Annotated in this window: 19 protein-coding genes; 13 read left to right on the forward strand and 6 right to left on the reverse strand. The window is 63.2% G+C overall.

Annotation, left to right across the window (positions count from 1 at the left end; all coding sequences use genetic code 11):
- Positions 1-40: 40 nt before the first annotated feature.
- On the reverse strand, positions 41-1,186 hold the full coding sequence (locus P3T21_RS06145) for a branched-chain amino acid ABC transporter substrate-binding protein (protein WP_429255027.1): 1,146 nt from the start codon (positions 1,184-1,186) through the stop codon (positions 41-43).
- A 579-nt stretch (positions 1,187-1,765) separates the two neighbouring features.
- Between P3T21_RS06145 and P3T21_RS06150 the strand changes: the two genes are divergently transcribed.
- Together P3T21_RS06150 and P3T21_RS06155 are read left to right on the forward strand one after the other, a co-directional pair.
- Positions 1,766-2,458: a dienelactone hydrolase family protein gene (locus P3T21_RS06150; RefSeq protein WP_429255172.1), complete on the forward strand. Its 693-nt coding sequence runs from the start codon at positions 1,766-1,768 to the stop codon at positions 2,456-2,458.
- Between the two features lie 177 nt (positions 2,459-2,635).
- Positions 2,636-4,144 carry an amidase gene (locus tag P3T21_RS06155; protein WP_429255028.1) on the forward strand — a complete coding sequence of 503 codons (1,509 nt, stop codon included), beginning with the start codon at positions 2,636-2,638 and terminating at the stop codon, positions 4,142-4,144.
- A gap of 180 nt (positions 4,145-4,324) precedes the next feature.
- Here the strand turns inward: P3T21_RS06155 and P3T21_RS06160 are convergent, their stop codons facing one another.
- From P3T21_RS06160 to P3T21_RS06175, 4 genes are all read right to left on the reverse strand, one after another.
- On the reverse strand, positions 4,325-4,636 hold the full coding sequence (locus P3T21_RS06160) for a high-potential iron-sulfur protein (RefSeq protein ID WP_429255029.1): 312 nt from the start codon (positions 4,634-4,636) through the stop codon (positions 4,325-4,327).
- A 241-nt stretch (positions 4,637-4,877) separates the two neighbouring features.
- Positions 4,878-5,984, reverse strand: a complete 1,107-nt coding sequence (locus P3T21_RS06165) for an NAD(P)/FAD-dependent oxidoreductase (RefSeq protein WP_429255030.1) — start codon at positions 5,982-5,984, stop codon at positions 4,878-4,880.
- A gap of 218 nt (positions 5,985-6,202) precedes the next feature.
- Positions 6,203-6,370 (reverse strand): hypothetical protein, encoded by a 168-nt coding sequence (locus P3T21_RS06170; protein WP_429255031.1) that lies wholly within the window; start codon positions 6,368-6,370, stop codon positions 6,203-6,205.
- A 245-nt stretch (positions 6,371-6,615) separates the two neighbouring features.
- A complete protein-coding gene (locus P3T21_RS06175) occupies positions 6,616-7,593 on the reverse strand; it encodes an AAA family ATPase (protein ID WP_429255032.1) in 978 nt (325 codons plus the stop codon).
- A 364-nt stretch (positions 7,594-7,957) separates the two neighbouring features.
- Between P3T21_RS06175 and P3T21_RS06180 the strand changes: the two genes are divergently transcribed.
- The gene (locus P3T21_RS06180) at positions 7,958-8,464 is read left to right on the forward strand and encodes a hypothetical protein (RefSeq protein WP_429255033.1); all 507 of its coding nucleotides are present in this window, start codon (positions 7,958-7,960) and stop codon (positions 8,462-8,464) included.
- 31 nt (positions 8,465-8,495) lie between these two features.
- Entirely contained in the window at positions 8,496-9,293 is a 798-nt protein-coding gene (locus P3T21_RS06185; protein ID WP_429255034.1) for an endonuclease/exonuclease/phosphatase family protein, read from the forward strand.
- 64 nt (positions 9,294-9,357) lie between these two features.
- Here P3T21_RS06185 and P3T21_RS06190 read toward each other — a convergent pair whose 3' ends face one another.
- Positions 9,358-10,329 carry an aldose 1-epimerase gene (locus P3T21_RS06190; protein WP_429255035.1) on the reverse strand — a complete coding sequence of 324 codons (972 nt, stop codon included), beginning with the start codon at positions 10,327-10,329 and terminating at the stop codon, positions 9,358-9,360.
- Between the two features lie 344 nt (positions 10,330-10,673).
- On the opposite strand from P3T21_RS06190, the gene P3T21_RS06195 reads away from it, so the two are divergent.
- The 9 genes from P3T21_RS06195 (at position 10,674) to rqpR (ending at position 21,134) form a co-directional block, all read left to right on the forward strand.
- A complete protein-coding gene (locus tag P3T21_RS06195) occupies positions 10,674-11,726 on the forward strand; it encodes a LacI family DNA-binding transcriptional regulator (protein ID WP_429255036.1) in 1,053 nt (350 codons plus the stop codon).
- A 125-nt stretch (positions 11,727-11,851) separates the two neighbouring features.
- Positions 11,852-12,856, forward strand: a complete 1,005-nt coding sequence (locus P3T21_RS06200) for an ABC transporter substrate-binding protein (RefSeq protein ID WP_429255037.1) — start codon at positions 11,852-11,854, stop codon at positions 12,854-12,856.
- Positions 12,857-13,358: 502 nt separating this feature from the next.
- The gene (locus P3T21_RS06205) at positions 13,359-14,924 is read left to right on the forward strand and encodes a sugar ABC transporter ATP-binding protein (RefSeq protein WP_429255173.1); all 1,566 of its coding nucleotides are present in this window, start codon (positions 13,359-13,361) and stop codon (positions 14,922-14,924) included.
- Positions 14,914-15,939, forward strand: coding sequence for an ABC transporter permease (locus tag P3T21_RS06210; protein WP_429255038.1), 1,026 nt, complete (start codon positions 14,914-14,916; stop codon positions 15,937-15,939). Before P3T21_RS06205 ends, P3T21_RS06210 begins: the two co-directional genes overlap by 11 nt.
- Before the next feature lie 28 nt (positions 15,940-15,967).
- Complete coding sequence (locus P3T21_RS06215; protein WP_429255039.1) at positions 15,968-16,927, forward strand: ABC transporter permease; 960 nt, start codon at positions 15,968-15,970, stop codon at positions 16,925-16,927.
- A 105-nt stretch (positions 16,928-17,032) separates the two neighbouring features.
- Positions 17,033-17,677, forward strand: coding sequence for a LysE family translocator (locus tag P3T21_RS06220; protein ID WP_429255040.1), 645 nt, complete (start codon positions 17,033-17,035; stop codon positions 17,675-17,677).
- Positions 17,678-18,164: 487 nt separating this feature from the next.
- Positions 18,165-18,935: a ferredoxin--NADP reductase gene (locus P3T21_RS06225; protein ID WP_429255041.1), complete on the forward strand. Its 771-nt coding sequence runs from the start codon at positions 18,165-18,167 to the stop codon at positions 18,933-18,935.
- Positions 18,936-19,510: 575 nt separating this feature from the next.
- Positions 19,511-20,467, forward strand: coding sequence for a sensor histidine kinase (locus tag P3T21_RS06230; RefSeq protein ID WP_429255042.1), 957 nt, complete (start codon positions 19,511-19,513; stop codon positions 20,465-20,467).
- Between the two features lie 7 nt (positions 20,468-20,474).
- The gene (rqpR, locus tag P3T21_RS06235; protein WP_429255043.1) at positions 20,475-21,134 is read left to right on the forward strand and encodes a response regulator transcription factor RqpR; all 660 of its coding nucleotides are present in this window, start codon (positions 20,475-20,477) and stop codon (positions 21,132-21,134) included.
- Positions 21,135-21,477: the final 343 nt, after the last annotated feature.

Raw genomic sequence — 21,477 nt, forward strand, 5'->3', positions numbered from 1 at the left:
CGTGAGACCAGGCGAGCCTGGTCCGCATCGAAAGCCGGTATTACATCTTCACCACGTCGAGCAGCGTCTTCTTGCCCGACTTGTAGTTGTACAGCGAGATCACGCCGTGCTTCAGGTCGCCCTTGGAGTCGAACGTGGTTTCACCGATCACACCCTTGTAGTCGGTGTTCGGCATTGCTGCCAGGATCTTCGCCGGATCCGTCGAGCTAGCACGCTTCATCGCGTCAACGACGATGTACACAGCGTCATACGTGAACGGAGCGTAGATCTGGATCGGCTGGCCGAAACGCTTTTGATACTTGGCGAGGAACGCCGGGCCTTCAGCCATCTTCTCGAGCGCCATACCGGCTTCCGAGCAGACGATGTTGTCCGTAGCGTCGCCAGCGAGGTCCGACAGCTTGTCGGTACACACGCCGTCACCCGCCAGCACCTTCGCACGCAGGCCAAGCTGCTTGGCTTGCTTCGCGAACGGGCCGCCGGTGGCGTCCATGCCGCCGTACATGATCGCGTCCGGGTTTTCGCCCTTGATCTTCGTCAGAATTGCGCGGAAGTCGACAGCCTTGTCGTTCGTTGCGTCATGCGACATCACGTTCAGGCCGAGCGACTTGGCGGTCTTCTCGAATTCGTTTGCGAGACCCTGGCCGTAAGCGGTCGAGTCGTCGACGATCGCGACGCTCTTCACTTTCAGGCCCTTCGCAGCGTAGTTCGCGAGTGCCGGACCTTGCTGTGCATCGGTTGCCACAACGCGGTACGTCGTCTTGAAGCCCTGTTGCGTGTAAGCCGGGTTCGTTGCCGACGGCGAGATCTGCACGATGCCTGCATCGCTATAGATCTTCGATGCCGGGATCGACGTGCCCGAATTCAGGTGGCCCACCACTGCCACGACCTTGTCATCGACCAGCTTCTGGGCGACTTGAGTGGCCGTACGCGGGTCAGCTGCGTCGTCTTGCGGATCCAGTTGCAGCGTGATCTTCTCGCCACCGATCGTCAGGCCCTTTGCGTTGATTTCCTCAACTGCCAGGCGCGCGCCGTTTTCGTTGTCCTTACCCAGGTGGGCGATACCGCCCGTCAGCGGTGCAACGTGACCGATCTTGACGACCGTGTCGGCTGCAGCCGAAGTTGCCAACGTTGCGAACAGCATCGCCGCAGCGCTGATCGGCAACAACTTTTGAATCTTGATGTTCATGTAAGTCTCCAGTTTCGGTCCCAAAAACAACGTAATCGCCCTGTGTTCCCCGCTTCCTGCACGTGTCTTCATCCCGTGGACGATCACGCCGGTTGCATCGTTCATGCACTTGGCCAGCACGTCAGCCGGTCTGTTTTTGACAGGCGGCTACCCGTACTTGCGCGCAAGTGTAGGCCATCAAATTAATTTGGGGGAATTTTTTGAGAAAGTGGGATCACTACTAATAGCGTTTATCCCACAAGCCCTGAACAGGAACTTCACGGCTCCGCGCAAAAGCACAGCCCATGCGGGTTTGCGCGATATAAGGGTTTTGCTCTATAAGCGCCGCGCTAAAGGTTTGCGCGACGATTACCGTTAATGTTTCGAATAAAGTCGCATCGCTTCGATCGCTCCGCAAAAGCGGCGAATTTCGTCGTCAGGGCGCGCGCTTTGCCGCGCCAGCGTCTTTGCCGCGCGCGGTTGCCGGGCGGGTTGCCGGGGCTCGTCCGGGCGCGCCTGCAACGACCCGCGTTTGGTGGCACACTGACCGCCCGCTTTTGACGCAATGCCTTTCATTCGTTCAAGGAGATCGACGTGAGCGTGACTTCCCAATGGATCGACATCGACGCTGGCAATGACAGCTTTCAGGGCTATCTGGCGCTGCCGAAGCGCGGATCCGGTCCAGCCGTCATCATCATTCAGGAAATCTTCGGCGTGAACAGCCACATTCGCGCCGTGGCCGATCAATATGCGCAGGATGGCTACGTGGCGCTCGCCCCGGACATCTTCTGGCGCACACAGCCGCGCGTCGAACTGACCTACGCAGGCGCCGACCGCGACAAGGGCATCGAGATCCTGCAGAAGACAGACGTGAACCTCGCCGTCGCCGACATCGGCGCGAGCGCCGCCGCACTGCGGGCGCGGCCGGAGGTGAAGGGCAAGGTCGCCGCCATTGGTTATTGTTTCGGCGGCCGGCTTGCGTACCTCACTGCGGCGCAGGGCACGGTCGATGCGGCCGTCGCCTATTACGGCGGCGGCATCCAGAACCGGCTCGAAGAAGCATCAAAGATCAAGGTACCGATGCAGTTTCACTACGCCGAACTCGACCACGGCATTCCGATCGATGCAGTGGGCCAGGTGAAGGAGCGCTTTGTCGGCCATGACAACGCCGAATTTCATCTGTATCCAAACGCCGATCACGGCTTCAACTGCACGGACCGCGACTCGTACAATCAGCGCGCCGCCGCGCTGGCGCACGGTCACACACTGATTTTCCTCAGCAAACATCTGTAAGCTGCTGTCACCGCGTGGCGCGCGCAACGCGCGCCGCGCGGGAACCGTCAGCGGCGCGTTTCGTCACACCGGTGACGGTTCTGGTTTAAACGCTCCGGCTGGTGTTCATCCGGCTGTCATATCGACGTTACATTGACGTCATACACATCACCACTCACCTGCGGGGGGCGCCCGGTCGTGCAATCCGATTACCTGTCTCATGACGCCATCGGTCTCGCCGAACTCGTGCGCAAGCGCGAAGTCACAGCGCGTGAGCTGCTGGACACCGCGATCGCCCGCGCCGAAGCCGTCAACCCCGCGATCAATGCGCTCGTGCTGAAAGACTATGACGCTGCGCGTCAGCGCGCTTCCGCCTCTGTTCATGGCGTGAACGGCGCGAATGGTTCTGCCGATGCCACCGGCGCGCTTGCCGGCGTGCCCTATCTGATCAAGGATCTGGGCGCGCCTGTCGCCGGCCTGCGGATGTCGATGGGAAGCCGCCATTACCGCTATTTCGTTCCCACCGAAGACGCGCCCATCGTCACGCTGACCCGCGCCGCCGGCCTCAATATTTTCGGCAAGACGAGCACGTCCGAAATCGGCCAGATGCCGTACACGGAGCCCGAACTGTTCGGCCCGTGCCGCAATCCGTGGAGCCTCGATCACACGCCCGGCGGTTCGAGCGGCGGCGCCGCTGCCGCAGTCGCCGCGGGCATCGTGCCGATGGCGCATGCGTCCGATGGCGGCGGCTCGATTCGCATTCCCGCGTCGTGCTGTGGCCTGTTCGGCTTCAAGCCGTCACGCGGCAGGCAACCACCCGCCGCAGTGCAGATGCCGGGCGAACTGGGCGTCGATCACGCCGTGTCGCGCAGCGTGCGCGACAGCGCGTTGCTGCTCGATCTCACCAGCGGCAACGCGGCGCTGCCGCACGGCGCGCCCGGTACATTTCTTGGCGCAACGGGCGAGCCTTGCAAGCCGCTGCACATCGCGTACGTCGCCGAACCGATGCTCGCGCCGACACTTTCCGCCGATGCGCGCGCCGCGCTCGAAGACGCTGCGCGACTCGCCACGTCGCTCGGCCATCATGTCGAGCCGGTTTCGCTCGGCATCGATTTCGAAGCGGTCCGCCATGCGTTTTTGACGATCTGGTCGGTGATCGCGGAGGAAGTCGTGCTGAATGCCGATCGTACGACAGGACGCAAACCCCAACGCAGCGAATTCGAAATCGCGACCTGGGCGATGGCGCACATCGGCCGCAAGCTCGGCGAGCGCGCATTGCCTGCAGCACTCGAAGAGCAGCGCCGCATCACCGTGAAAATGGCCGACCTGTTGACGCGTTACGACGTGATCGTGTGCGCGACGCTCGCGGCCGCGCCGATCAAGATCGGCGAAATGCTGCCGACGCAGGTCGAACGAATGCAGATGCACGCGGTCACCACGATGCCCATCGAAGCGCTGATGAAGAAGATGCTGACGGAAGCGTCGAACAAGGCGTTCGCATGGGCGGGCTGCACCGAGCTTTTCAATCTGACTGGCCAGCCGGCGATGTCGGTGCCGCTTTACTGGAATGCGCGCGGCCTGCCGGTCGGCGTGCAGTTCGCAACGCGTGATGGCGGCGAAGCAACGCTCTTTCGTCTCGCTGCACAACTCGAGGCGGCGCGGCCGTGGTTCAACCGTCGTCCGCCGTTGATGCAGGCGCGCGACTAGCCGCACCCACCTGATACGTCAGGCCGGCTTGCGTCGCGCGTCGAGATCCGCGTGACGCATTGCCGGAATGCGCTGGCCGCATTGCGCGACCAGCGCCTGCTGATCCTGCAGAACCGGTTTGCGGGTGGCGTTCCGCTATCTTTTCTGCCAGATGCAGCAGCAGTGCGACCTGCGAGACGATCAGGCCTTCTTGTTATACGCGCTGCACCAGCCGGTCGCGGCGACCTGCTTGCCCGCGAACATCGGACAGCCGGCATAGGGGTCGCTCGCCTTGCCCTGATAGAGACTGCAGTTGCCGCAGTCCTGGCCGGCTGCGTATTTGGGGAACTTCGCCTTGTCGACCTTGCTGGCGTTCGTCTTGTAGCCGAGCGCCTGTGCGGTCGGATCGGATTCGGAGACTTTCGGCGCGTCGGCGAAAGCCTGGCGGGAAAGCGCGAGCGACGACGCAACGCCAAGGCTCGTGATCAGAAACGTACGACGGGATGACTTCATGGGGGACTCACTCCATGTTATTGAACTGAACGCCGTTCTAACGACAGCGGTTTCCAAGAATAACAATGAAGCGGCCGCGCGGGTCGACCCAAATGCCAGGGATAAGCAAATTCGTAGCGCATGCGCGGCGCCGGAGGCGCGATGTCGCGCATCAAGGTGCGTTGCGCCGCGTCGTGATGTGATCCGTCGTGACGTGAAGTGACATTGACACAGCCAGAACACGCGGCGAAACGCCTTTGCCTCAGGCGCGTCCGGCCAGTTCGCAGACGCGCTGCGCAATCGCCAGCGATGCCGTCAATCCCGGCGACTCGATGCCGAACAGATTGACGAGCCCGCGCACGCCATGCGCCGCCGGCCCCTGGATCAGGAAATCGGCAGCAGGCTCGCCGGGCCCGGAAAGCTTCGGACGAATACCCGCATAGGCCGGCTGCAGCGCGCCATCCGGCAGCTTCGGCCAGTACGCGCGGATCGCGGCATAAAACGCTTCCGCGCGATGCGGATCGACGTCGTAGTTGATGGTATCGACCCATTCGACATCCGGCCCGAAACGCGCCTGTCCGCCGAGATCAATCGTCAGATGGACGCCCAGTCCCGCTTCGTTTGGCATCGGATAGATCAACCGGCTAAATGGCGCTCGCCCGGAGATGCCGAAGTAGTTGCCGCGCGCGAGATAGAGCGGCGGCACGTGACGCGCGTCGAGCCCGCGGATGCTGCACGCCAGCCGGTTCGCCTGCAGGCCGGCGCTGTTGATCACGCAGGCCGCGCTGATCGTCGTCGGCGCAGCGCCGCCGACCTTGATGACGAAGCGTCCGTTGTTCGCCTCGATTGCGTCGACAGGTGCGTGGAACGCGAACATCGCGCCGCTACGCCCGGCGTCGCCTTGTAGTGCGAGCATGAACTGGTGGCTGTCGACGATGCCCGTCTGCGGCGAAAACACCGCCTCGACGCATTCGAGCGCCGGTTCGAGCGCGCGCGCTTCGTCGCCGCTGATGCGCATCAGGTCGAGCACGCCGTTTTCCTTGCCGCGCGCGAGAATGCTTTCCAGTTGCGGCACCTGGTTGCGCGCTGTCGCGACAAGCAGCTTGCCGCACCGCTGGTGCGGTATGCCGTGCGTCGTGCAGTAGTCATAGAGCATTTCGCGGCCACGCACGCACAGTGAAGCTTTGAGCGAGCCGCGCGGGTAATAAAGGCCTGCGTGAATCACTTCGCTGTTGCGCGAACTGGTGCCGACGCCGATCGCTTCCGCGGCTTCGAGCACGATCACTTCACAGCCGCGCGCGGCCAGCGCACGCGCCACGGCGAGGCCAATCACGCCCGCGCCGATCACCACACATTCGATTTGATCCATGTCCCTCGACGCGACTTTTGCCCGCGCTGCCTGATCGACCGATGAATTCTGAAAACAGGATGCGGCCGTTCCGCGCTTCATACCGCGCGTTGTCGAACGTATCTCCTGTACTGATCAAAATTGTACGACGGCCGTCAGAACGCAGAATGCCCGCACGCTCGTGGAATGCGGGCATTCGTTTTAATCGGGCGCGCCTTGTGAGCGCGTCGGCGCTGCGCTCAGCTACGGGCGGTGGTCTGGCTGGTCGCGCTGTCGCGCTGCGCATCGGCGGTGCCGGATGGACTGGCCGGTGCGCCCAGCACCGTGTAGCTGGCGGCGGAGGCAGGCGCAACAACGGGTGCAGCGACCGTGGCAGAAAACAGCAGGGCGAAAGAACTGGTTCTCATGATGGATTCCTGAAGTCGTTGAAGTGGGATCGTCGATGCGAAAATGCACAGGCACTTCGGTCAGAGGAGTGTAGCCGCGGACTATCAAAAATCCATGCCGATTAAATGAATTGACTGTTTCCGGTTCGAGAACAATCTTCGATACGATCGGCGGAAAAGGGCGTCGGAGCGAAATTTCACGCGACAAAAAAAACCGCCCGAAGGCGGTCTTTTGCACAACGCAGCTAATCGAGACCGAAAATCCGTCAAAACCCGATCGGTTTCCGCCGCGCGCCGTTATCGAGCCGGATATGAGTCGCGCCGATCTCATCGCGACTGTCGATACGCGCCGCACCGAATCCGTTGAGAATCGCGCGACGCATTTCGCGCGGCGAAGCCTGCGCGAGCGCGTCGAGCGCGGCCTCGCCCAACTCGGCCGGAAACCGCAGACCCCAGCTGTGTGCCGAACGGATCTCGTGATAGATCGCCTGCGCGATGCGGCGTGCGCCGTCGCGATCGGGTGGCGGAATTTCGTATACGTTCATCCGGTTCAGGATCGGTTCCGGGATGCCGCGCGCACTATTGGCCGTCGCGATCCAGATCACGTGGCCGGCGTTGATCGGCACTTCGGCGAATTCGTCGATGAAGGTCTGCGCGGTGTCATGTTCGAGCAGCGCGTAGAGCGCGCCAAGCGGGTCGTATTGCGAGTCGCCGGTGGCCTTGTCGATCTCGTCGACGGCGATCACGGGGTTCGCGTAGCTGCCATGTACGAGCGCGTCGAACACCTTGCCGGGCTTGGCGTTCTTCCATTGTGACGATGCGCCCGACAAAATCCATCCGGCCGTCAGCGAACTCATCGCGACGTAGTGATACGACGTGCCGAGCAGCCGCGACAGCTGCTTCGCGAAGTGCGTCTTGCCGATACCCGGATCGCCGAGCAACAGGATCGGCATCAGTTCCAGCCGGTCTTCGGTTTCAAGGCACAGCGCGACCTGGCGGCGCACGTCGTCGAGCGGTTCGGCGAAGTTGGGCAGCGCGCCGATCAGGTCGTCGATCGACGGCATCCGGTTCGGCTTCACGCAAAAGCGCAGGTTGCCGACCTTCAGCATTTTTTCGTAGGTGGTGCGCAACGCGTCGTTCGCGCCTTCGCTGAGTTCGTTCAACGCTGTCTCGACCCGATCGAGGTCGTAGACCTGGCTGAACGACGCCACCGCGATTTCCTGTCTGACCATGGCTGTCGTCATCGCTCACCCCGCTTTTGTGCGTATGTGCCTGGCTTTACCGCTGCGGCGACACTGGCAAGACGTCGCCTGTTTTTCAGTGTATCGATGCAAAATTCGCTGGCAAGCGAGCAGCCGTGAAGGTGTGCTGCTAACAGTGGGATGGCGCACGGATGGCCGCAGAACGCTGCTGCCACGACACCGGTGCGTCCGCGTGATCGCCAGACAATCAGGTGCCTGAACGGTTGAACTCACGCGCCTGCGTCATCATCTGAAACAGACTGTTGCTGAACCCGGCCGTGAATGCAGGGTCAGAAATTGATTCCCCGATCAAGCGTAAGATGGGCGCCTGCCCATCCCGCCGGGAGCAGTCGCCCGGAGACCTTTCATGTGGAAAACCAGCGTCGTTGCCGTGATGTTCGGCACCTCGTCCTTATTGGCTCAGACCCCGGCTCAGGCCCAGCAGCGCCCCGCGCAGCAGGCCGTGCAGTGGCAACTGCAGGTCGTCAGCGACGGCCAGCAGGTCGATGCGTTCGATGGCACGACGACCGTCGGCCAGGCGCGAACGGATACGCATCATCGCGTGGTGTCACACAACGTTGGATGCAAGGACGTACCGGCCGGCAGCATCGATCTCTCCCGCACGTTGACGGTCTCGCCGTTGCAGGCGTCGGCGACGGAAACCACACTCGCCATCGAAGCGCAGGAAACCATCGAGGACCCCGGCGCGCGCCAGACCGATACGGGCTGCAAGCTGCCCCCGCAGCCGCGTCAGGTTGCGGCGAGCCATCCGGGGTTGACGGTGCCGGCTGGCCAGTGGGTCACATGGACCATCGTCGACAGGAACCCGACACTCGTCTACCGTGTGCGTGCGAGCATCGCGACCACCCCCTGACACTGACGACAGAAGAAGCGGACAACGCGGCATGCGAAACCCCGAAGAACTGATACGCGATAGCGCGCATCCCAAGGATTTCATCGCGGTGAGCTGGAACCTTCACAAAGGTCGCTCGCCGCTCGGCCTTCAGGCCTGGCAGGCCATGCAACGCTGGGTCCAGTCGACCCACGCGGACGCCTATTTCCTGCAGGAAGCGATGGCGCGACGGATGCCGTCGCCGGTGTTGTCGTCGAATTTCGGCGCGCCGCTGGCCGACCCCGTCGACGATATCTGGCATTGCCAGGCTACCGAAATCGCGAGTTCGCTGCAACTGCAGATCGCGCTCGGCACCAATGTGTTCAAGCCTTCGTGGCGGCATGGCAATGCGATCCTGTCGCCACATCCGCTCGATCTCGGCGGACGCTGGGACATTTCCGCTCACCGCTTCGAGCGGCGCGGTCTGCTGGTTGCCCGCGCAACGTTTGCCGGTCACTCGGTCACGCTGCTGTGCGCGCACCTTGCGCTCACGCGCTCGGCCCGCTTGCGTCAGATGAACTGGATCGCGCACTGGATCGCGAAGGAAGCGCCCACGGGTCCGCTCGTGCTCGCCGGCGATTTCAACGACTGGCGCAACGATTCCGTGCCGCTGTTTGCCGAGCATGGATTGCACGAAGTGGCGACGCTGCTCGGCGAACCCGCGCGTACGTTCCCGGCGTTTTCACCGGCGCTCGCGCTCGACAAGATGTTCGTGCGCGACATGAAGCCGATCGAGTGGATCCAGCCGACGCAGGAAACTGCGTGGCTGTCGGATCATCTGCCGTATATAGCGCGATTGCAGGTGGGTTGAGCGCTGTTTTTTCAGCGCGTGACCGGGAAGTGACCGTGACAGACGCGAGTGCTTCAGCGGATGGTCAAAGCCTGGCGGGCGTCCAGGTCAACACGCCCGTGATCTCTTCGCCCGGCATCAGCACGCAGCCACCAACGCTGTCCCGCGCAGCGGCCGGCGCGTTAAAGCAGTCGGTCGTATTCGACACCGGCTCGACGCACAGCAGCGCCTCGCTCGCGGGCGCAAACACCACCAACTGACCGAACACAGCGTCGGCGTTCAGCGTCAGTTGCCGACGCTCGTCCGGCCACGCGACCACCGCCTCGCGCTGCCAGCCCGTGAAGTTGTTGTCGAGATCGAACGCGTCCGCGGACATCCCGTTTCGTAGCGCATCGACGGCCGGATGCGCGCCGAGATGGGTCGGCAATACGTCGGCGTCGGCGTGCCACATCGCTTCGACGGAAGCGGTCATCACCGTGTTCGCGGTTCGCGGGTAATACGGATGATGACCCATGCCAAACGGCATCGGACGATCGCCCAGATTGCGCGCCGTCAGCGTGACGCGCAGCGCGTCGCCGATCAGTTCGATCGTCTGCTGCGCGCGATAAGGAAACGGCCAGTCGCCGTGAATCGAAGGATTGGGCGTGTGCTCCAGATGCAGCTCAACCGACGTTTCCGTGCGTGCGCCGACGCACCACGCGCGCCGCCATGCGGTGCCGTGCAGCGCATGCGCGAACGTGTTGCCGTCGCCGGAAAGGTCGATCGAACGGCCATCGAAGTCGAAGCGCGCGTCGCGGATGCGGTTGCAGTACGGGAAAAGTGGAAAGCTCGCCATCTGCAGCGGATTGCGCGCAGCAAGCGCGGCGCCGGTCGCAGGGCGCATCCAGTGAACCGGACCCGCATGGGTCGCCTCGAAGTACGCCGCGATCGATCCGCCAACGAGCGGCGCCACGCGCAGTTCCGTGCTGCCGCTGCAGAGCGCGATGAGCGACGGATCGTCGAGCGCCGCCTGGCCTGATGCGCCGAAGGGAAAGGGATTCAGGGAAACATTGCGCATTGTTGATCTCGAGAGACGGCAGACACCTTTCGTTGTCTCTGGTCCCATGCAAGAGGGATGCTGTTACGTGCCGGGCGACAGGCACGGCCGGCGCGCCTCGGAGGCCCGCGCGACCGAGAATCGCACGCGACAGCGCCTTTCGTCAATATTATTAGTAATAATATTGACGCGTCATGAGCGCCACCAGAGACGTTCGCCGTCTCGCGCAGGCGGGTTAGCGCGCGTTGCCCGACGGATATTATTAGTGGTACCGTCAGACCGCCGACGCCTCCGGCGTCACCTGTTTTTGTCGCTTTAGCCAGGCGGCCCGCTCAATGAAAAAATCGACCCAACGACGTCCAACGATGACCGACATCGCCAAGCTCACTGGGGTGTCGCAGTCGACTGTTTCGCTTGTTCTCAATAACGCCACCGGCGCCAAATTCTCCGAAAACACGCGCGACAAGGTGCTGAAAGCCGCGACCGAACTCGGCTACCGTCTCTCGACGCGCGACGTGGTGCAGCCCTCGAAGGACGAACGCAGCCTGATCGTGTACATCGCCGACGAAATCTCGACGAGCCCGCACCCGGTTGTGAACATCGACGGCGCGCGCGATGCCGCGTACGCACACGGCAAGATGCTCGCTGTCTACTCGACGCACGGCAACGCCGATATCGAGCAGCAGGTGCTCGACGCGGCGCTCGCGAGCCCGAACGTTTTTGGCGTGATCTACGCCACGGTTTACACGCGCAAAGTGAGCCCGCCGGCCGCGCTGTTGCAGGTTCCTACCGTTCTGCTCAACTGCTACACGAGTGAAGGCGGCTTCTCGTCGGTCGTGCCGGCGGAAGTGGCAGGCGGGCATGTCGCGACCGAATATCTGCTGCGCGCGGGCCATCGGCGCATCGGCTATATCAACGGCGAGCACTGGCAGGACGCAGCCAAAGATCGCCTCAAAGGCTATCGCACCGCACTCGCCACCGCCGATCTGCCGTTCGCGCAGGAACTGGTTCGCGACGGCGACTGGAGCTCCGGCACCGGCTTCGAACACACGCTCTCGCTGATGCGCGAGCCCAATCCGCCAACCGCGATTTTCTGCGCAAACGACCTGATGGCGCTCGGCGCAATCGAGGCGCTAAAGCAGCTCGGTCACCGCGTGCCGGAAGACGTTTCCGTGCTCGGTTACGACGATCAGGAAATCGCCCGCCATACGCATCCGCCGCTCTCGACGGTCGTGCTGCCGAACTATGAACTGGGACGCTGGGCCGTCGAAACGCTGCTTCAGGATGAGCACAATCGCGCCGCCGGCGCGCCGGTTCGACACCGTATGGTGAAGCTCGATGGACCCCTCATCGAACGCGGGTCGGTCAGGGTAATTACTGAAGCAAAATCGCCGGTAGCTAATATTATTAGTGATTGACTAATAATAATTCGCGATGAAATAATCGACTACACCCGGACGAGGTGCAAACCCGTGGCAAACCGTCGTCACGAACGGTGCAGGGCAAAGTAAAAAGCAACTAAACCAAAGCACTGGAGGAAGACATGGCGTCGCTCAAGCAAAAGCGTCCGCAGCGGGTTCGTCCGCTCGTCGGATCAGTTCTGGCGCTGGCAATCGGCTGCGGCATCTCGACGGCACACGCCGACGACGCCCTGCCCAAACTGGCTACCAAAACTCCGTTGAAGGTCGGCTTCGCGCAGACCGAAAGCAACAACCCGTGGCGTCTCGCGGAAACGAGGAGTTTCAAGGAAGTCGCTTCGAAATGCGGCTGGCAGATCGTCATGACGGATGCCAACGGCTCTCCCGCGAAACAGGTTTCGGACATTCAAAGCATGATCGCGCAGCACGTCGATCTGCTCGTGTTCCCGCCGCGTGAAGAAAAGCCGCTCGCACCCGTCGTGCTGCAGGCGAAAAAGGCCGGCATTCCCGTGATTCTGGTCGACCGTAACGTCGATCAATCGGTTGCCAAGGCGGGCCGCGACTACATCACGTTTATCGGCTCGGACTTCATCGATCAGGGCCACCGCGCCGCGGACTGGCTCGTCAAGGCGACGGGCGGCAAGGCGAAGATCATCGAACTCGAAGGCTCGACCGGCGCGTCCGCCGCGAACGATCGCAAAAAGGGCTTCGACGAAATCATCGCGAAGAACCCGGGCATGACGATCATCGCTTCGCAAAGCGGCGACTTCGCGCGCGACAAGGGCCGTCAGGTGATGGAAACGCTGCTGCAGGCGCATCCTGAAGTGACCGCTGTCTACGCGCATAACGACGAAATGGCACTGGGCGCGATCGCCGCGATCAAGGCCGCCGGCAAGCAGCCGGGCAAGGACATCCTGCTCGTGACGATCGACGGCACGAAGGGCGGCATGGACGCCATCGCAGCCGGCGAACTCGGCGCCAGCGTGCAGTCGAGCCCGTTCTTTGGCCCGCTCGCCTGCGACGTCGCGCAACGCTACGCGAAGGGCGAAACGATCCCGACGTGGGTGAAAGTGTCCGACCGCTTCTACGACAGGAACAACGTCAAGGAAAGCATGCAGTACGGTTACTGAGCGGGTACCAGAGCGGATCAGGAAACGAAGGGCAGGTGAAGGTGAACCGGAGACTGTCCGTTCCGGGCTGACCTGTAACCGGACGCTGCCGGGTCCCACTGACCGGAGGGTTCGAAGCGACGTGCCCGTGCAATCGCGGACCGTCGCTTCGCTTTGTCCTGGCGTCTGCTCACGGCGACTGACAGACGCCGTTTAGCGCCGAAGACCGGTTTTTGCGGTTCGCGCCGTAACGCTGTTTTGCGCCCGCCCGCGACTCGCGCAATACTGGCGACACGCCAGTCCGGTCGCCGCCCGCCGCATCCCGACCCATGCAAGAGGATCGCCGCGCGCCGCGCTGCCGGCACGCACGCATTGACGATCCCCGACGCATTGCATCTGCGCACACCTGTTGCGGGCAACTCGCCCGCGATGCAGGGACACGCATCAGGAGACACACGTGACGCACACCGGTACCGGTATCCCGACCGCCGCGCCCCGGCCAGGCCAGCCGCCCTTGCTGGAGATGCAGGACATCCAGATCAGCTTCGGCGGCGTGCCCGCGTTGCGCAGCGCGCAGTTGAGCGTCGCCGCCGGCGAAGTGCATGCGTTGATCGGCCAGAACGGCGCCGGCAAGTCGACCATGATCAAGATCCTCACGGGCGCGTATCGCCGCTCGGGTGGCGTCGTCCGCTTCGAAGGTCGCGAGATCGATTTCCGCACGCCGAAAGAAGCGCGTGAAGCGGGTATCAGCACGATCTATCAGGAAATCAACCTGGTGCCGTTCCGCTCAGTTGCCGAGAACATCTTTCTCGGACGGGAGCCGCGCCGCTTTGCCCTGATCGACTGGCGCGCAGTGCAGCAACGCGCAGCCGCGCTGCTCGAATCGTTCGGCTTGCTGATCGATGTGAAGAAACCCGTCGGCAGCTATTCGACGGCGATCCAGCAGATGGTCGCGCTGGCTCGCGCGGTGTCGTCCGACGCAAAGATGGTGATCATGGACGAATCCACGTCGTCGCTCGACGAGCGCGAAGTGGAACTGCTCTTTAACGTCGTGCGCAAACTGCGCGATGACGGCCGCGCGGTGATTTATGTATCGCACCGGCTCGACGAACTGTATGCGCTGTGCGATCGCGTCACGGTGATGCGCGACGGCCAGACGGTCGCGCAAAGTGCGATGGCCGACATGGGCAAGCTGCAACTCGTCACGACGATGCTTGGCCGCACGCTCGCCGCCGTCGTGCAGGACGACACGGCCGCGCGCGAAGCGAATCTCGCACGACGCGGCGCGCAAACCATTTCTGCGAAACATCTCGCTGCACATCCGAAGGTGAACGACGTTTCGCTCGATGTACACGCGGGCGAAGCGGTCGGGCTGGCTGGCTTGCTCGGCTCGGGCCGCACGGAAACGATGCGTCTGCTGTTCGGCGCCGATCCGGCTGCGCAGGGCACGCTCGAAATCGATGGCAAGACGGTTGCGCTGAAGTCGCCGCAGGACGCCATCGCGCGCGGCCTCGCGTATCTCACCGAAGACCGCAAGCTCGAAGGCATCGTCCCCGAACTCCCGGTGCGCGACAACCTCACGCTCGTGTGCCTGCGCACGCTGTCGAAGCACGGCATCGTCGACGTGAAACAGCAGCAGGAGATCGTGGATCGATTCATTGCGTCGCTCGGCATCAAGCTGCGCTCACCGGATCAACCGATCCGCGAACTGTCGGGCGGCAACCAGCAGAAAGTGCTGCTCGCCCGCTGGCTCGCGACGCAGCCCAAAGTGCTGCTACTCGACGAACCGATGCGCGGCATCGACGTGGGCGCGAAAGCCGACGTCGCCAGAATCGTGCGTGAATTGCGCGACTCCGGGCTGGCGGTATTGATGTCGGCCTCGGAACTGGAAGAACTGACCGCCGTGGCGGACCGCGCCGTCGTGATTCGCGACGGCCGTACGGTCGCCGAACTGAACGGCGGCGAAATGAGTGAGGCATCGATCATGGACGCCATTGCGTACGGCAGTGAAGGCCCGTCGCAACTGGCGGAAGCCGTCAGCGCGGCGCACGTAGCGGACGCACTGGAGGGCAATCGCCATGGCTCATGAGTCGTTGCGTAACGAGACCGCGCCGCCCTTGTCTGCGACGCCGGTCACGGCCGCTACGGTGCCGGCTTCCGACGTCAGGACAAAAGCGCGTCGCCGTATTCCGATCCAGCGCGAAATCATCGTGCTGCTCGCGATGCTCGTCTTCAACCTGATCTTCACGCCGCACTTCTGGTCGCTGCAGACGTTCAACGTCAACCTGACACAGGTCGTGACGATCGTGATCGTCGGCATCGGCATGACGCTGGTGGTGGCGACGGGCGGGATCGATCTCTCGGTGGGCGCATCGATGGCGATCTCGGGCGCGCTGGCGCCGATGCTCTTCATGAACGTCGACGGCCCGCCCGGCATCGTGCTTGCGTTCACGCTCCCAGTGATCGCCGCTGCGCTGTGCGGCGTGTTCAACGGCCTGCTCGTTACGCGACTGGCGGTGCAGCCGATCGTGGCGACGCTCGTGCTGTTCATCGCCGGACGTGGTATCGCGCAGGTTGTCACCGACGGCGGCCTGCAGGCGTTCAACAATCCCGCATTCCAGTGGATTGCGCTCGGCAAGGTGGGCGGCGTGCCGTTTCAGGTGCTGCTGATGCTCGCGCTGGTCTGTCTCTTTACGTGGATCGTGCGCAAGACGCTGTTCGGCCAGTACCTGCTCGTCACCGGCGGCAACGAGAAAGCCGCGTATCTGTGCGGCGTGCCGACCGCCCGCGTGAAGCTGATCGCGTACACGGTGTGCGCAGCGCTCGCGGGTCTCGCCGGGCTGATTTCGATTTCGGTGAATTCGTCGTCGGATGCGAACGTGGTCGGGCTCGGCAGCGAACTCGATGCGATCGCGGCGGTGGCGGTCGGCGGCACGGCGTTGACGGGCGGCAAGGCGTACATCGGCGGGACGCTGATCGGTGCGCTGATCATCCAGTTGCTGCGCTATACGCTGCTCGCGCACGGCATTCCTGACGCAGCCGCGCTTGTGGTGAAGGCCGGCATCATCATTGCCGCCGTGTACGTGCAGCGGCGTTCACGATAACGCTCGCGCTTGACGGGATTCGAAAGCGATGAAAAAGAACCTTCCGATTTTGCTGGCGCTCGTGTTGCTGCTCGTGCTCGGGCTCGTGCGCTATGAACACTTTGCGTCGGCGTACAACATCACGTCGTTCTGGCGGTACAACTCGATGTTCGCGCTGATTTCCGTCGGCATGGCGTTCGTGATCATCACGGGCGGCATCGATCTGTCGGTCGGCACGGTCGCGGCGCTTTCGAGCGTCGTCGCTGCGCTGGCGAGTCCTTACGGCGGATGGGTCGCGGTGCTCGCGGGCGCCTTCGCGGGGCTCGCGGTCGGCGTGCTGAACGGCATCGTCATCACGCGCCTCAAGATCCTGCCGTTCATCACGACGCTCGCGACGAGCCTCGGCGCGCACGGCGTCGCGCTGCTGCTCGGACGCAACGATGCGGTGTCGATTTCGGCGGAGTCGAATTTCGCCAGCTTCGGCCAGGGCGATCTGTTCGGCCTGCCGGTTCCGGGACTCGTCGCGCTGGCGGCGGCCGTCATCGGCTGGCTTGCGCTGCGCAGCACGCGGTTTGGACGGCATTCGCTCGCGATCGGCGGCAGCGAAGAAGCGGCGCGCCTCATGGGGCTGAACGTCGACCGCACGCTGATCGCCGCGTACGCCGCGAGCGGGTTGCTCGCTGGACTGGCGGGCGTGATCCTCGCCGCGCAGTTCGGCGCGGGTCAGCCGAACGAAGGCGTCGGCTGGGAGCTGTTCGCGATTTCGGCGGTCGTTCTCGGCGGCACGCTGCTGACCGGTGGCGAAGGCTCGATCGCGATGACGATTGCCGGCGTTCTGCTGCTCGGTCTCGTGTTCAATCTGTTGAACTTCGAGAACGGGCTTGGATTGATCAGCCTGTCGGCGTACTGGCAGTCGGTGATTCGCGGCGTGTTCCTGCTGCTCGTGATCGTGCTGCAGGCGCGCGTGCTGAAGCAACGGGGCGGAAAACGGAGCGCCGCGGCCGGTTGAGCGCGAACGGTTTGCGCGGATTCGGGAGCAGATCGCAGTAGAATCGCGCTTCCTCTTCCCGCGTGCCGGACCGCCTGTCATCCGGCGCACGTTTTGCGAACCGACATGCACGTCCACTATCTTCCGATCCTGCTTCAGATCGCCGTCGTGTACCTGATCGCGGCGATCAGCCCTGGTCCGAACTTCTTCATGATCACGCAGCTGTCGCTGGCTGGCCGACGCCGGCTGGGCGCGGCATCGGCGCTGGGCGTCGGCACGGCGTCGACGATCTGGGCGGCGCTCGCGATGCTCGGTCTCGCCACGGTTCTACAAAAAATCGACTGGCTGTACAACGGCATTCGCATCGCCGGTGCGCTGTATCTGATTTACTTCGGCTTCAAGCTGCTGCGCGCGGCCATGAAGCGCGGCGAAGCGGCCGTTGTTGTCGATACCACGCCGCCCGCCGCCGATGCCGCTGCGCACTTTCGCGCATGGCGCTCGGGCCTCGTCACCTGCCTCACGAACCCGAAATCGTGCGCGTTCTGGACCAGCGTCTTCGCGACGATGTTCCCGCAGCATGCGCCGTTGTGGTTCTACGGCGTGGTGCTGGCGATGATCGCGACATTGTCGGCGGGCTGGTATGGCAGCGTCGCACTGATGTTCGCGACGGAGCGCACGCAGCGTGGTTATCGCCGGCTGCGTCGGCCGATCGACGGATTCTGTGGTGCAGCGCTCGTCGGCCTGGGCGCGAAGCTGGCCGCCGAGAGCTGATTCTGTTGCGACGCCGGATCTGATGCGGAAAGCGCCGGTTTCAGGTTTGTCGCGGGCCGGAAAACCTCGCTGAAACCGCGAAAAAGCGTCGTTTCCCGGCCGCGTTGGCCTTCCGGCAGCAGGGTTTATGCTGCGACGCATCGCCGGATTCGGTATCATCACCCGCGTCGTTGTCCGAACGAGTGCTCACCCGCGCTCGCTCCGGACGCCGGATGGCGACCGCCAGTGCGCGGTTTGCACATCGCCCGCACCACCCTGGCTACACCTTCGTTGTATTTTCGTTCTACCCTGCCGTTTCCGGTGCCGGCGACGCGTTCGATACCCGCCTGATCCCGCGTACAGGCTGCGCCGCCACCCTCCGGGAGCAGGCGCGGTAAAATAGCGGATTGCGCATCGTTCCCCAAAGCGGGTTCGTGCTGCATCGTCCTTGCCGTGCCGGCCGGCGTGTTCGTCTGGCAGCCCCTGTTTTCGCACTATTCCAGAAGCCATGAGCAACCTGAATCCACAAACCGTCCTGAGCGTCCACCACTGGACCGATACGCTTTTCAGCTTCACCTGCACGCGCGATGCGTCGTTCCGTTTCGAAAATGGCCAGTTCACGATGGTGGGCCTCGAAGTCGACGGCAAGCCGCTGATCCGTGCGTACAGCATGGCGAGCGCGAACTACGAAGATAACCTTGAATTCCTCAGCATCAAGGTGCAGGACGGCCCGCTGACGTCGCGTCTGCAGCATCTGAAGGTGGGCGACCAGGTTCTGATCGGCAAGAAGCCGACGGGCACGCTGATGGCCGACAACCTGCTGCCGGGCAAGACGCTGTGGCTGCTTTCCACCGGCACGGGCCTCGCACCGTTCATGTCGATCATCAAGGATCCGGATGTGTATGACCGTTACGAGAAGGTCGTCCTGACGCACACCTGCCGTTTTGTCGATGAACTCGCGTACAAGGAATACATCACGGACCACCTGCCGGCGCACGAGCATCTGGGTGAGCTGATCCAGGAGAAGCTGGTGTATTACCCGACGGTCACGCGCGAAGCGTTCCACAACCGCGGCCGCATCACCGAACTGATCGAAACGAAGAAGCTGTTCGACGACGTCGATCTTCCGCATTTCTCGCTCGAAAACGACCGCGTGATGCTTTGCGGCAGCCCGCATATGCTGCGCGACACGCGCGAACTGCTGGACAGCATGGGCTTCCAGGAAGGTAGCAACAACAAGCCTGGGCACTATGTGATCGAAAAGGCGTTTGTGGGCTAAGCCTGCTTAGCCTGCCGTGTGTGGCCTTTCGGCCACACACCTTCGCCTGCAGCAAACAAAAACCGGAGCCCTGTGCTCCGGTTTTTGTTTGCGCGCGCGGTTTTGTGGCGCGCTCGCTTCAGACGAAGGCGTTTTGAGCTCATTTAAAGGGCGTCAGGACCGCCGCGTCTGCCCTTTCCAGACATCGGTTTTCACCATTCGCCATATGCGCGTTTTCCCTCGTTTCCCGTTACAAATTCACACGTAATACTTACCTCGCTTGTCAGTATTATTCCTACAAATGGGTGTACGCGGCTTGTCGATCCTTGCATCGCAGGCAATGCTGAAGCCTTATTCGGCCTACATCCATCCCTATTTTGAGATATTATTGCGGCGCAGCACCGGTCGCCGATGACCGCAGTAGAAAGGACCGGGTCGATGTTACTGAATGTAAATTTCGTTACATAAAGACGTGGTAGTTTTCTGTCGTTGGTATTGCATCGTTGCGCGCGTTTAACGGGCGATCCAGCGTTTATTAGCGGCCGCCCGGCGCGATACGCGTCTGTCACCGAAGCTGCTTCCTGAATGGGAGAGTCATGGATACGTCGATTGTGATTCCGATGAGCGCGAATACGCTGGCTCCCGCGGCCCGGGAAGCCTGCAGCGCGACCATTTTCGACCTGTCTTCCGACGCTTTCGCCGCTGCAGCTCACACCCCTTCCGCCAGTTTCCCGTCAAATGCCGCATCCCCTGCGATCGAGCGCGAACTCACGCAGTTGCGTGCGCGCGTCCGGGAGCTGGCGGCTGAACTGGTCTCCGCGCAGGAGCGCGCGCGCGGCCAGCTTGCCCGCGAACTACACGATGGCGTCGGCGCCGAACTGACCGCCACGCGCTTTGCCCTTGCGAACGTCGATACCTGGTTGCCCGCCGACGCGCCGCCGCAATGCGCGGCCGCGCTCGCCGTTGTGAAGCGCTCGCTCGACGCGGTGTGCGAAGCCACATTCCGCACGGTCGCCGACCTGCACGGGCCACAGCAGGACACGGGTATCGTCGGTGCGCTGTCGCAGTGGGTGAGCGAGTTCGCCGCCCGCACCGGCCTGCGCACCAGTTTCGTGTGCGCAGCCGACGTGCGCCTGACGCAACTCCCTCCTGCCGCCACGCTCGCCGTCTTCCGGGTCGCGCAGGAAGCGCTCAACAACGTGGCGAAGCACGCGCGGGCTTCGGGCGCGGACGTCCGGCTGGAAACCTCGCGCCGGCATCTCACGCTCACTGTTACCGATGACGGCATCGGTGTGTCACGCCGCGCCATGACGCCGCGCCACGATGAACAGGGTGGCGGCTTCGGCCTCGCCGGCATGCGCGCGCGCTGCCACGCGTTTGACGGCAAACTTCGTGTCACCGTCGGCAGGGGCGAGCGCCCGGGCCCGCGCGAAGACGAAACGCACGCTCACCCGAAGCAGGCTCGCGGCACGACCATACGCGCCCGTTTCGCGCTGGAAGCGATGCTCGAAGCGCCCGGATCGGCCAGCGCGCGCCGGGCGCTTTCCTGCTGAGCGACCGATGAAAAGCCTGCGCATCCTTCTCGTTGACGACCACGCCGTGGTTCGTCAGGGCGTGCGCCAGTTGCTGCTCGACCGCGGCATTGCGAGCGAAGTGGCCGAGGCTGAAACCGGCGGCGAAGCGCTCGCGGTCGTGTCGAAGCACGCGTTCGATATCATCCTGCTCGACATTTCGCTGTCGGACATGAACGGCGTCGAGGTGTTGAAGCGCATCAAGCGCAAGGTGCCACGCGTGCCGGTGATGATGTTTTCGATGTATCGCGAGGACCAGTACGCCGTGCGGGCGCTGAAAGCGGGCGCCTCGGGCTATCTGTCGAAGGCCGTCGATGCCGCGCAGATGATCGCCGCGATCCAGCAGGTCGCCGCCGGCCGCAAATACGTGAGCCCGGCGATGGCCGAGGCGCTCGCCGACTACGTCTCGTTCGACGGCGAGCAGATGCCGCACGAAAAGCTCTCCGACCGCGAATACCAGACGCTGTGCATGCTCGCCTCAGGCAAGCGGCTGACGGACATTGCCAACGCGCTGTCGCTGTCGGTGAAAACGGTCAGCGTGTACCGCACGCGGCTGCTCGAAAAAATGAAGCTGAACAACAACGCCGAGCTCACGTTCTACGTGATGAGCAACCGCCTCGTCGACCTCAATCCGGCGATGACTGGCTGACCGGCTGACCGGCTCACCGGCTCACCGGCCAACGTGTGGCCGACGGTTTGACTGACCAACCGCCCGCGGCCGTGCGACTGGCCGCAGGGTTGACCAGCCGGCGCCGCGCAATGTCCACGTCCCGCGTAGCCGGTCACGCGCATTCAGATGACTTCCTGCCGATCACCTCCGAATAGCGAGCGGAAACTCGTCCGGCGGCTGCCTGTCGCGAAAATGCATGCCCCAGATCCGGGCAATCTCACCGGTTTCCCTTCTCGCAACTGGCTTCCCGGATTGCACCGCCGCGAGGCATCTGACAGCGCGTCCGCTAGAATTCCGGGTTTTCCCGACATCGGCGCGCAAG

Origin of the sequence: Paraburkholderia sp. GAS334 (assembly GCF_050436625.1) — a bacterium.
Lineage (GTDB): Bacteria > Pseudomonadota > Gammaproteobacteria > Burkholderiales > Burkholderiaceae > Paraburkholderia.

Excerpts from the sequence above, each read along its gene's own strand:
- P3T21_RS06145 (WP_429255027.1), bottom strand. The coding sequence starts at position 1,186 with ATGAACATCAAGATTCAAAAGTTGTTGCCGATCAGCGCTGCGGCGATG.
- P3T21_RS06160 (WP_429255029.1), bottom strand. The coding sequence starts at position 4,636 with ATGAAGTCATCCCGTCGTACGTTTCTGATCACGAGCCTTGGCGTTGCG.
- P3T21_RS06165 (WP_429255030.1), bottom strand. The coding sequence starts at position 5,984 with ATGGATCAAATCGAATGTGTGGTGATCGGCGCGGGCGTGATTGGCCTC.
- P3T21_RS06170 (WP_429255031.1), bottom strand. The coding sequence starts at position 6,370 with ATGAGAACCAGTTCTTTCGCCCTGCTGTTTTCTGCCACGGTCGCTGCA.
- P3T21_RS06175 (WP_429255032.1), bottom strand. The coding sequence starts at position 7,593 with ATGACGACAGCCATGGTCAGACAGGAAATCGCGGTGGCGTCGTTCAGC.
- P3T21_RS06180 (WP_429255033.1), top strand. The coding sequence starts at position 7,958 with ATGTGGAAAACCAGCGTCGTTGCCGTGATGTTCGGCACCTCGTCCTTA.
- P3T21_RS06185 (WP_429255034.1), top strand. The coding sequence starts at position 8,496 with ATGCGAAACCCCGAAGAACTGATACGCGATAGCGCGCATCCCAAGGAT.
- P3T21_RS06190 (WP_429255035.1), bottom strand. The coding sequence starts at position 10,329 with ATGCGCAATGTTTCCCTGAATCCCTTTCCCTTCGGCGCATCAGGCCAG.
- P3T21_RS06195 (WP_429255036.1), top strand. The coding sequence starts at position 10,674 with ATGACCGACATCGCCAAGCTCACTGGGGTGTCGCAGTCGACTGTTTCG.
- P3T21_RS06200 (WP_429255037.1), top strand. The coding sequence starts at position 11,852 with ATGGCGTCGCTCAAGCAAAAGCGTCCGCAGCGGGTTCGTCCGCTCGTC.
- P3T21_RS06205 (WP_429255173.1), top strand. The coding sequence starts at position 13,359 with ATGCAGGACATCCAGATCAGCTTCGGCGGCGTGCCCGCGTTGCGCAGC.
- P3T21_RS06210 (WP_429255038.1), top strand. The coding sequence starts at position 14,914 with ATGGCTCATGAGTCGTTGCGTAACGAGACCGCGCCGCCCTTGTCTGCG.
- P3T21_RS06215 (WP_429255039.1), top strand. The coding sequence starts at position 15,968 with ATGAAAAAGAACCTTCCGATTTTGCTGGCGCTCGTGTTGCTGCTCGTG.
- P3T21_RS06220 (WP_429255040.1), top strand. The coding sequence starts at position 17,033 with ATGCACGTCCACTATCTTCCGATCCTGCTTCAGATCGCCGTCGTGTAC.
- P3T21_RS06225 (WP_429255041.1), top strand. The coding sequence starts at position 18,165 with ATGAGCAACCTGAATCCACAAACCGTCCTGAGCGTCCACCACTGGACC.
- P3T21_RS06230 (WP_429255042.1), top strand. The coding sequence starts at position 19,511 with ATGGATACGTCGATTGTGATTCCGATGAGCGCGAATACGCTGGCTCCC.
- rqpR (WP_429255043.1), top strand. The coding sequence starts at position 20,475 with ATGAAAAGCCTGCGCATCCTTCTCGTTGACGACCACGCCGTGGTTCGT.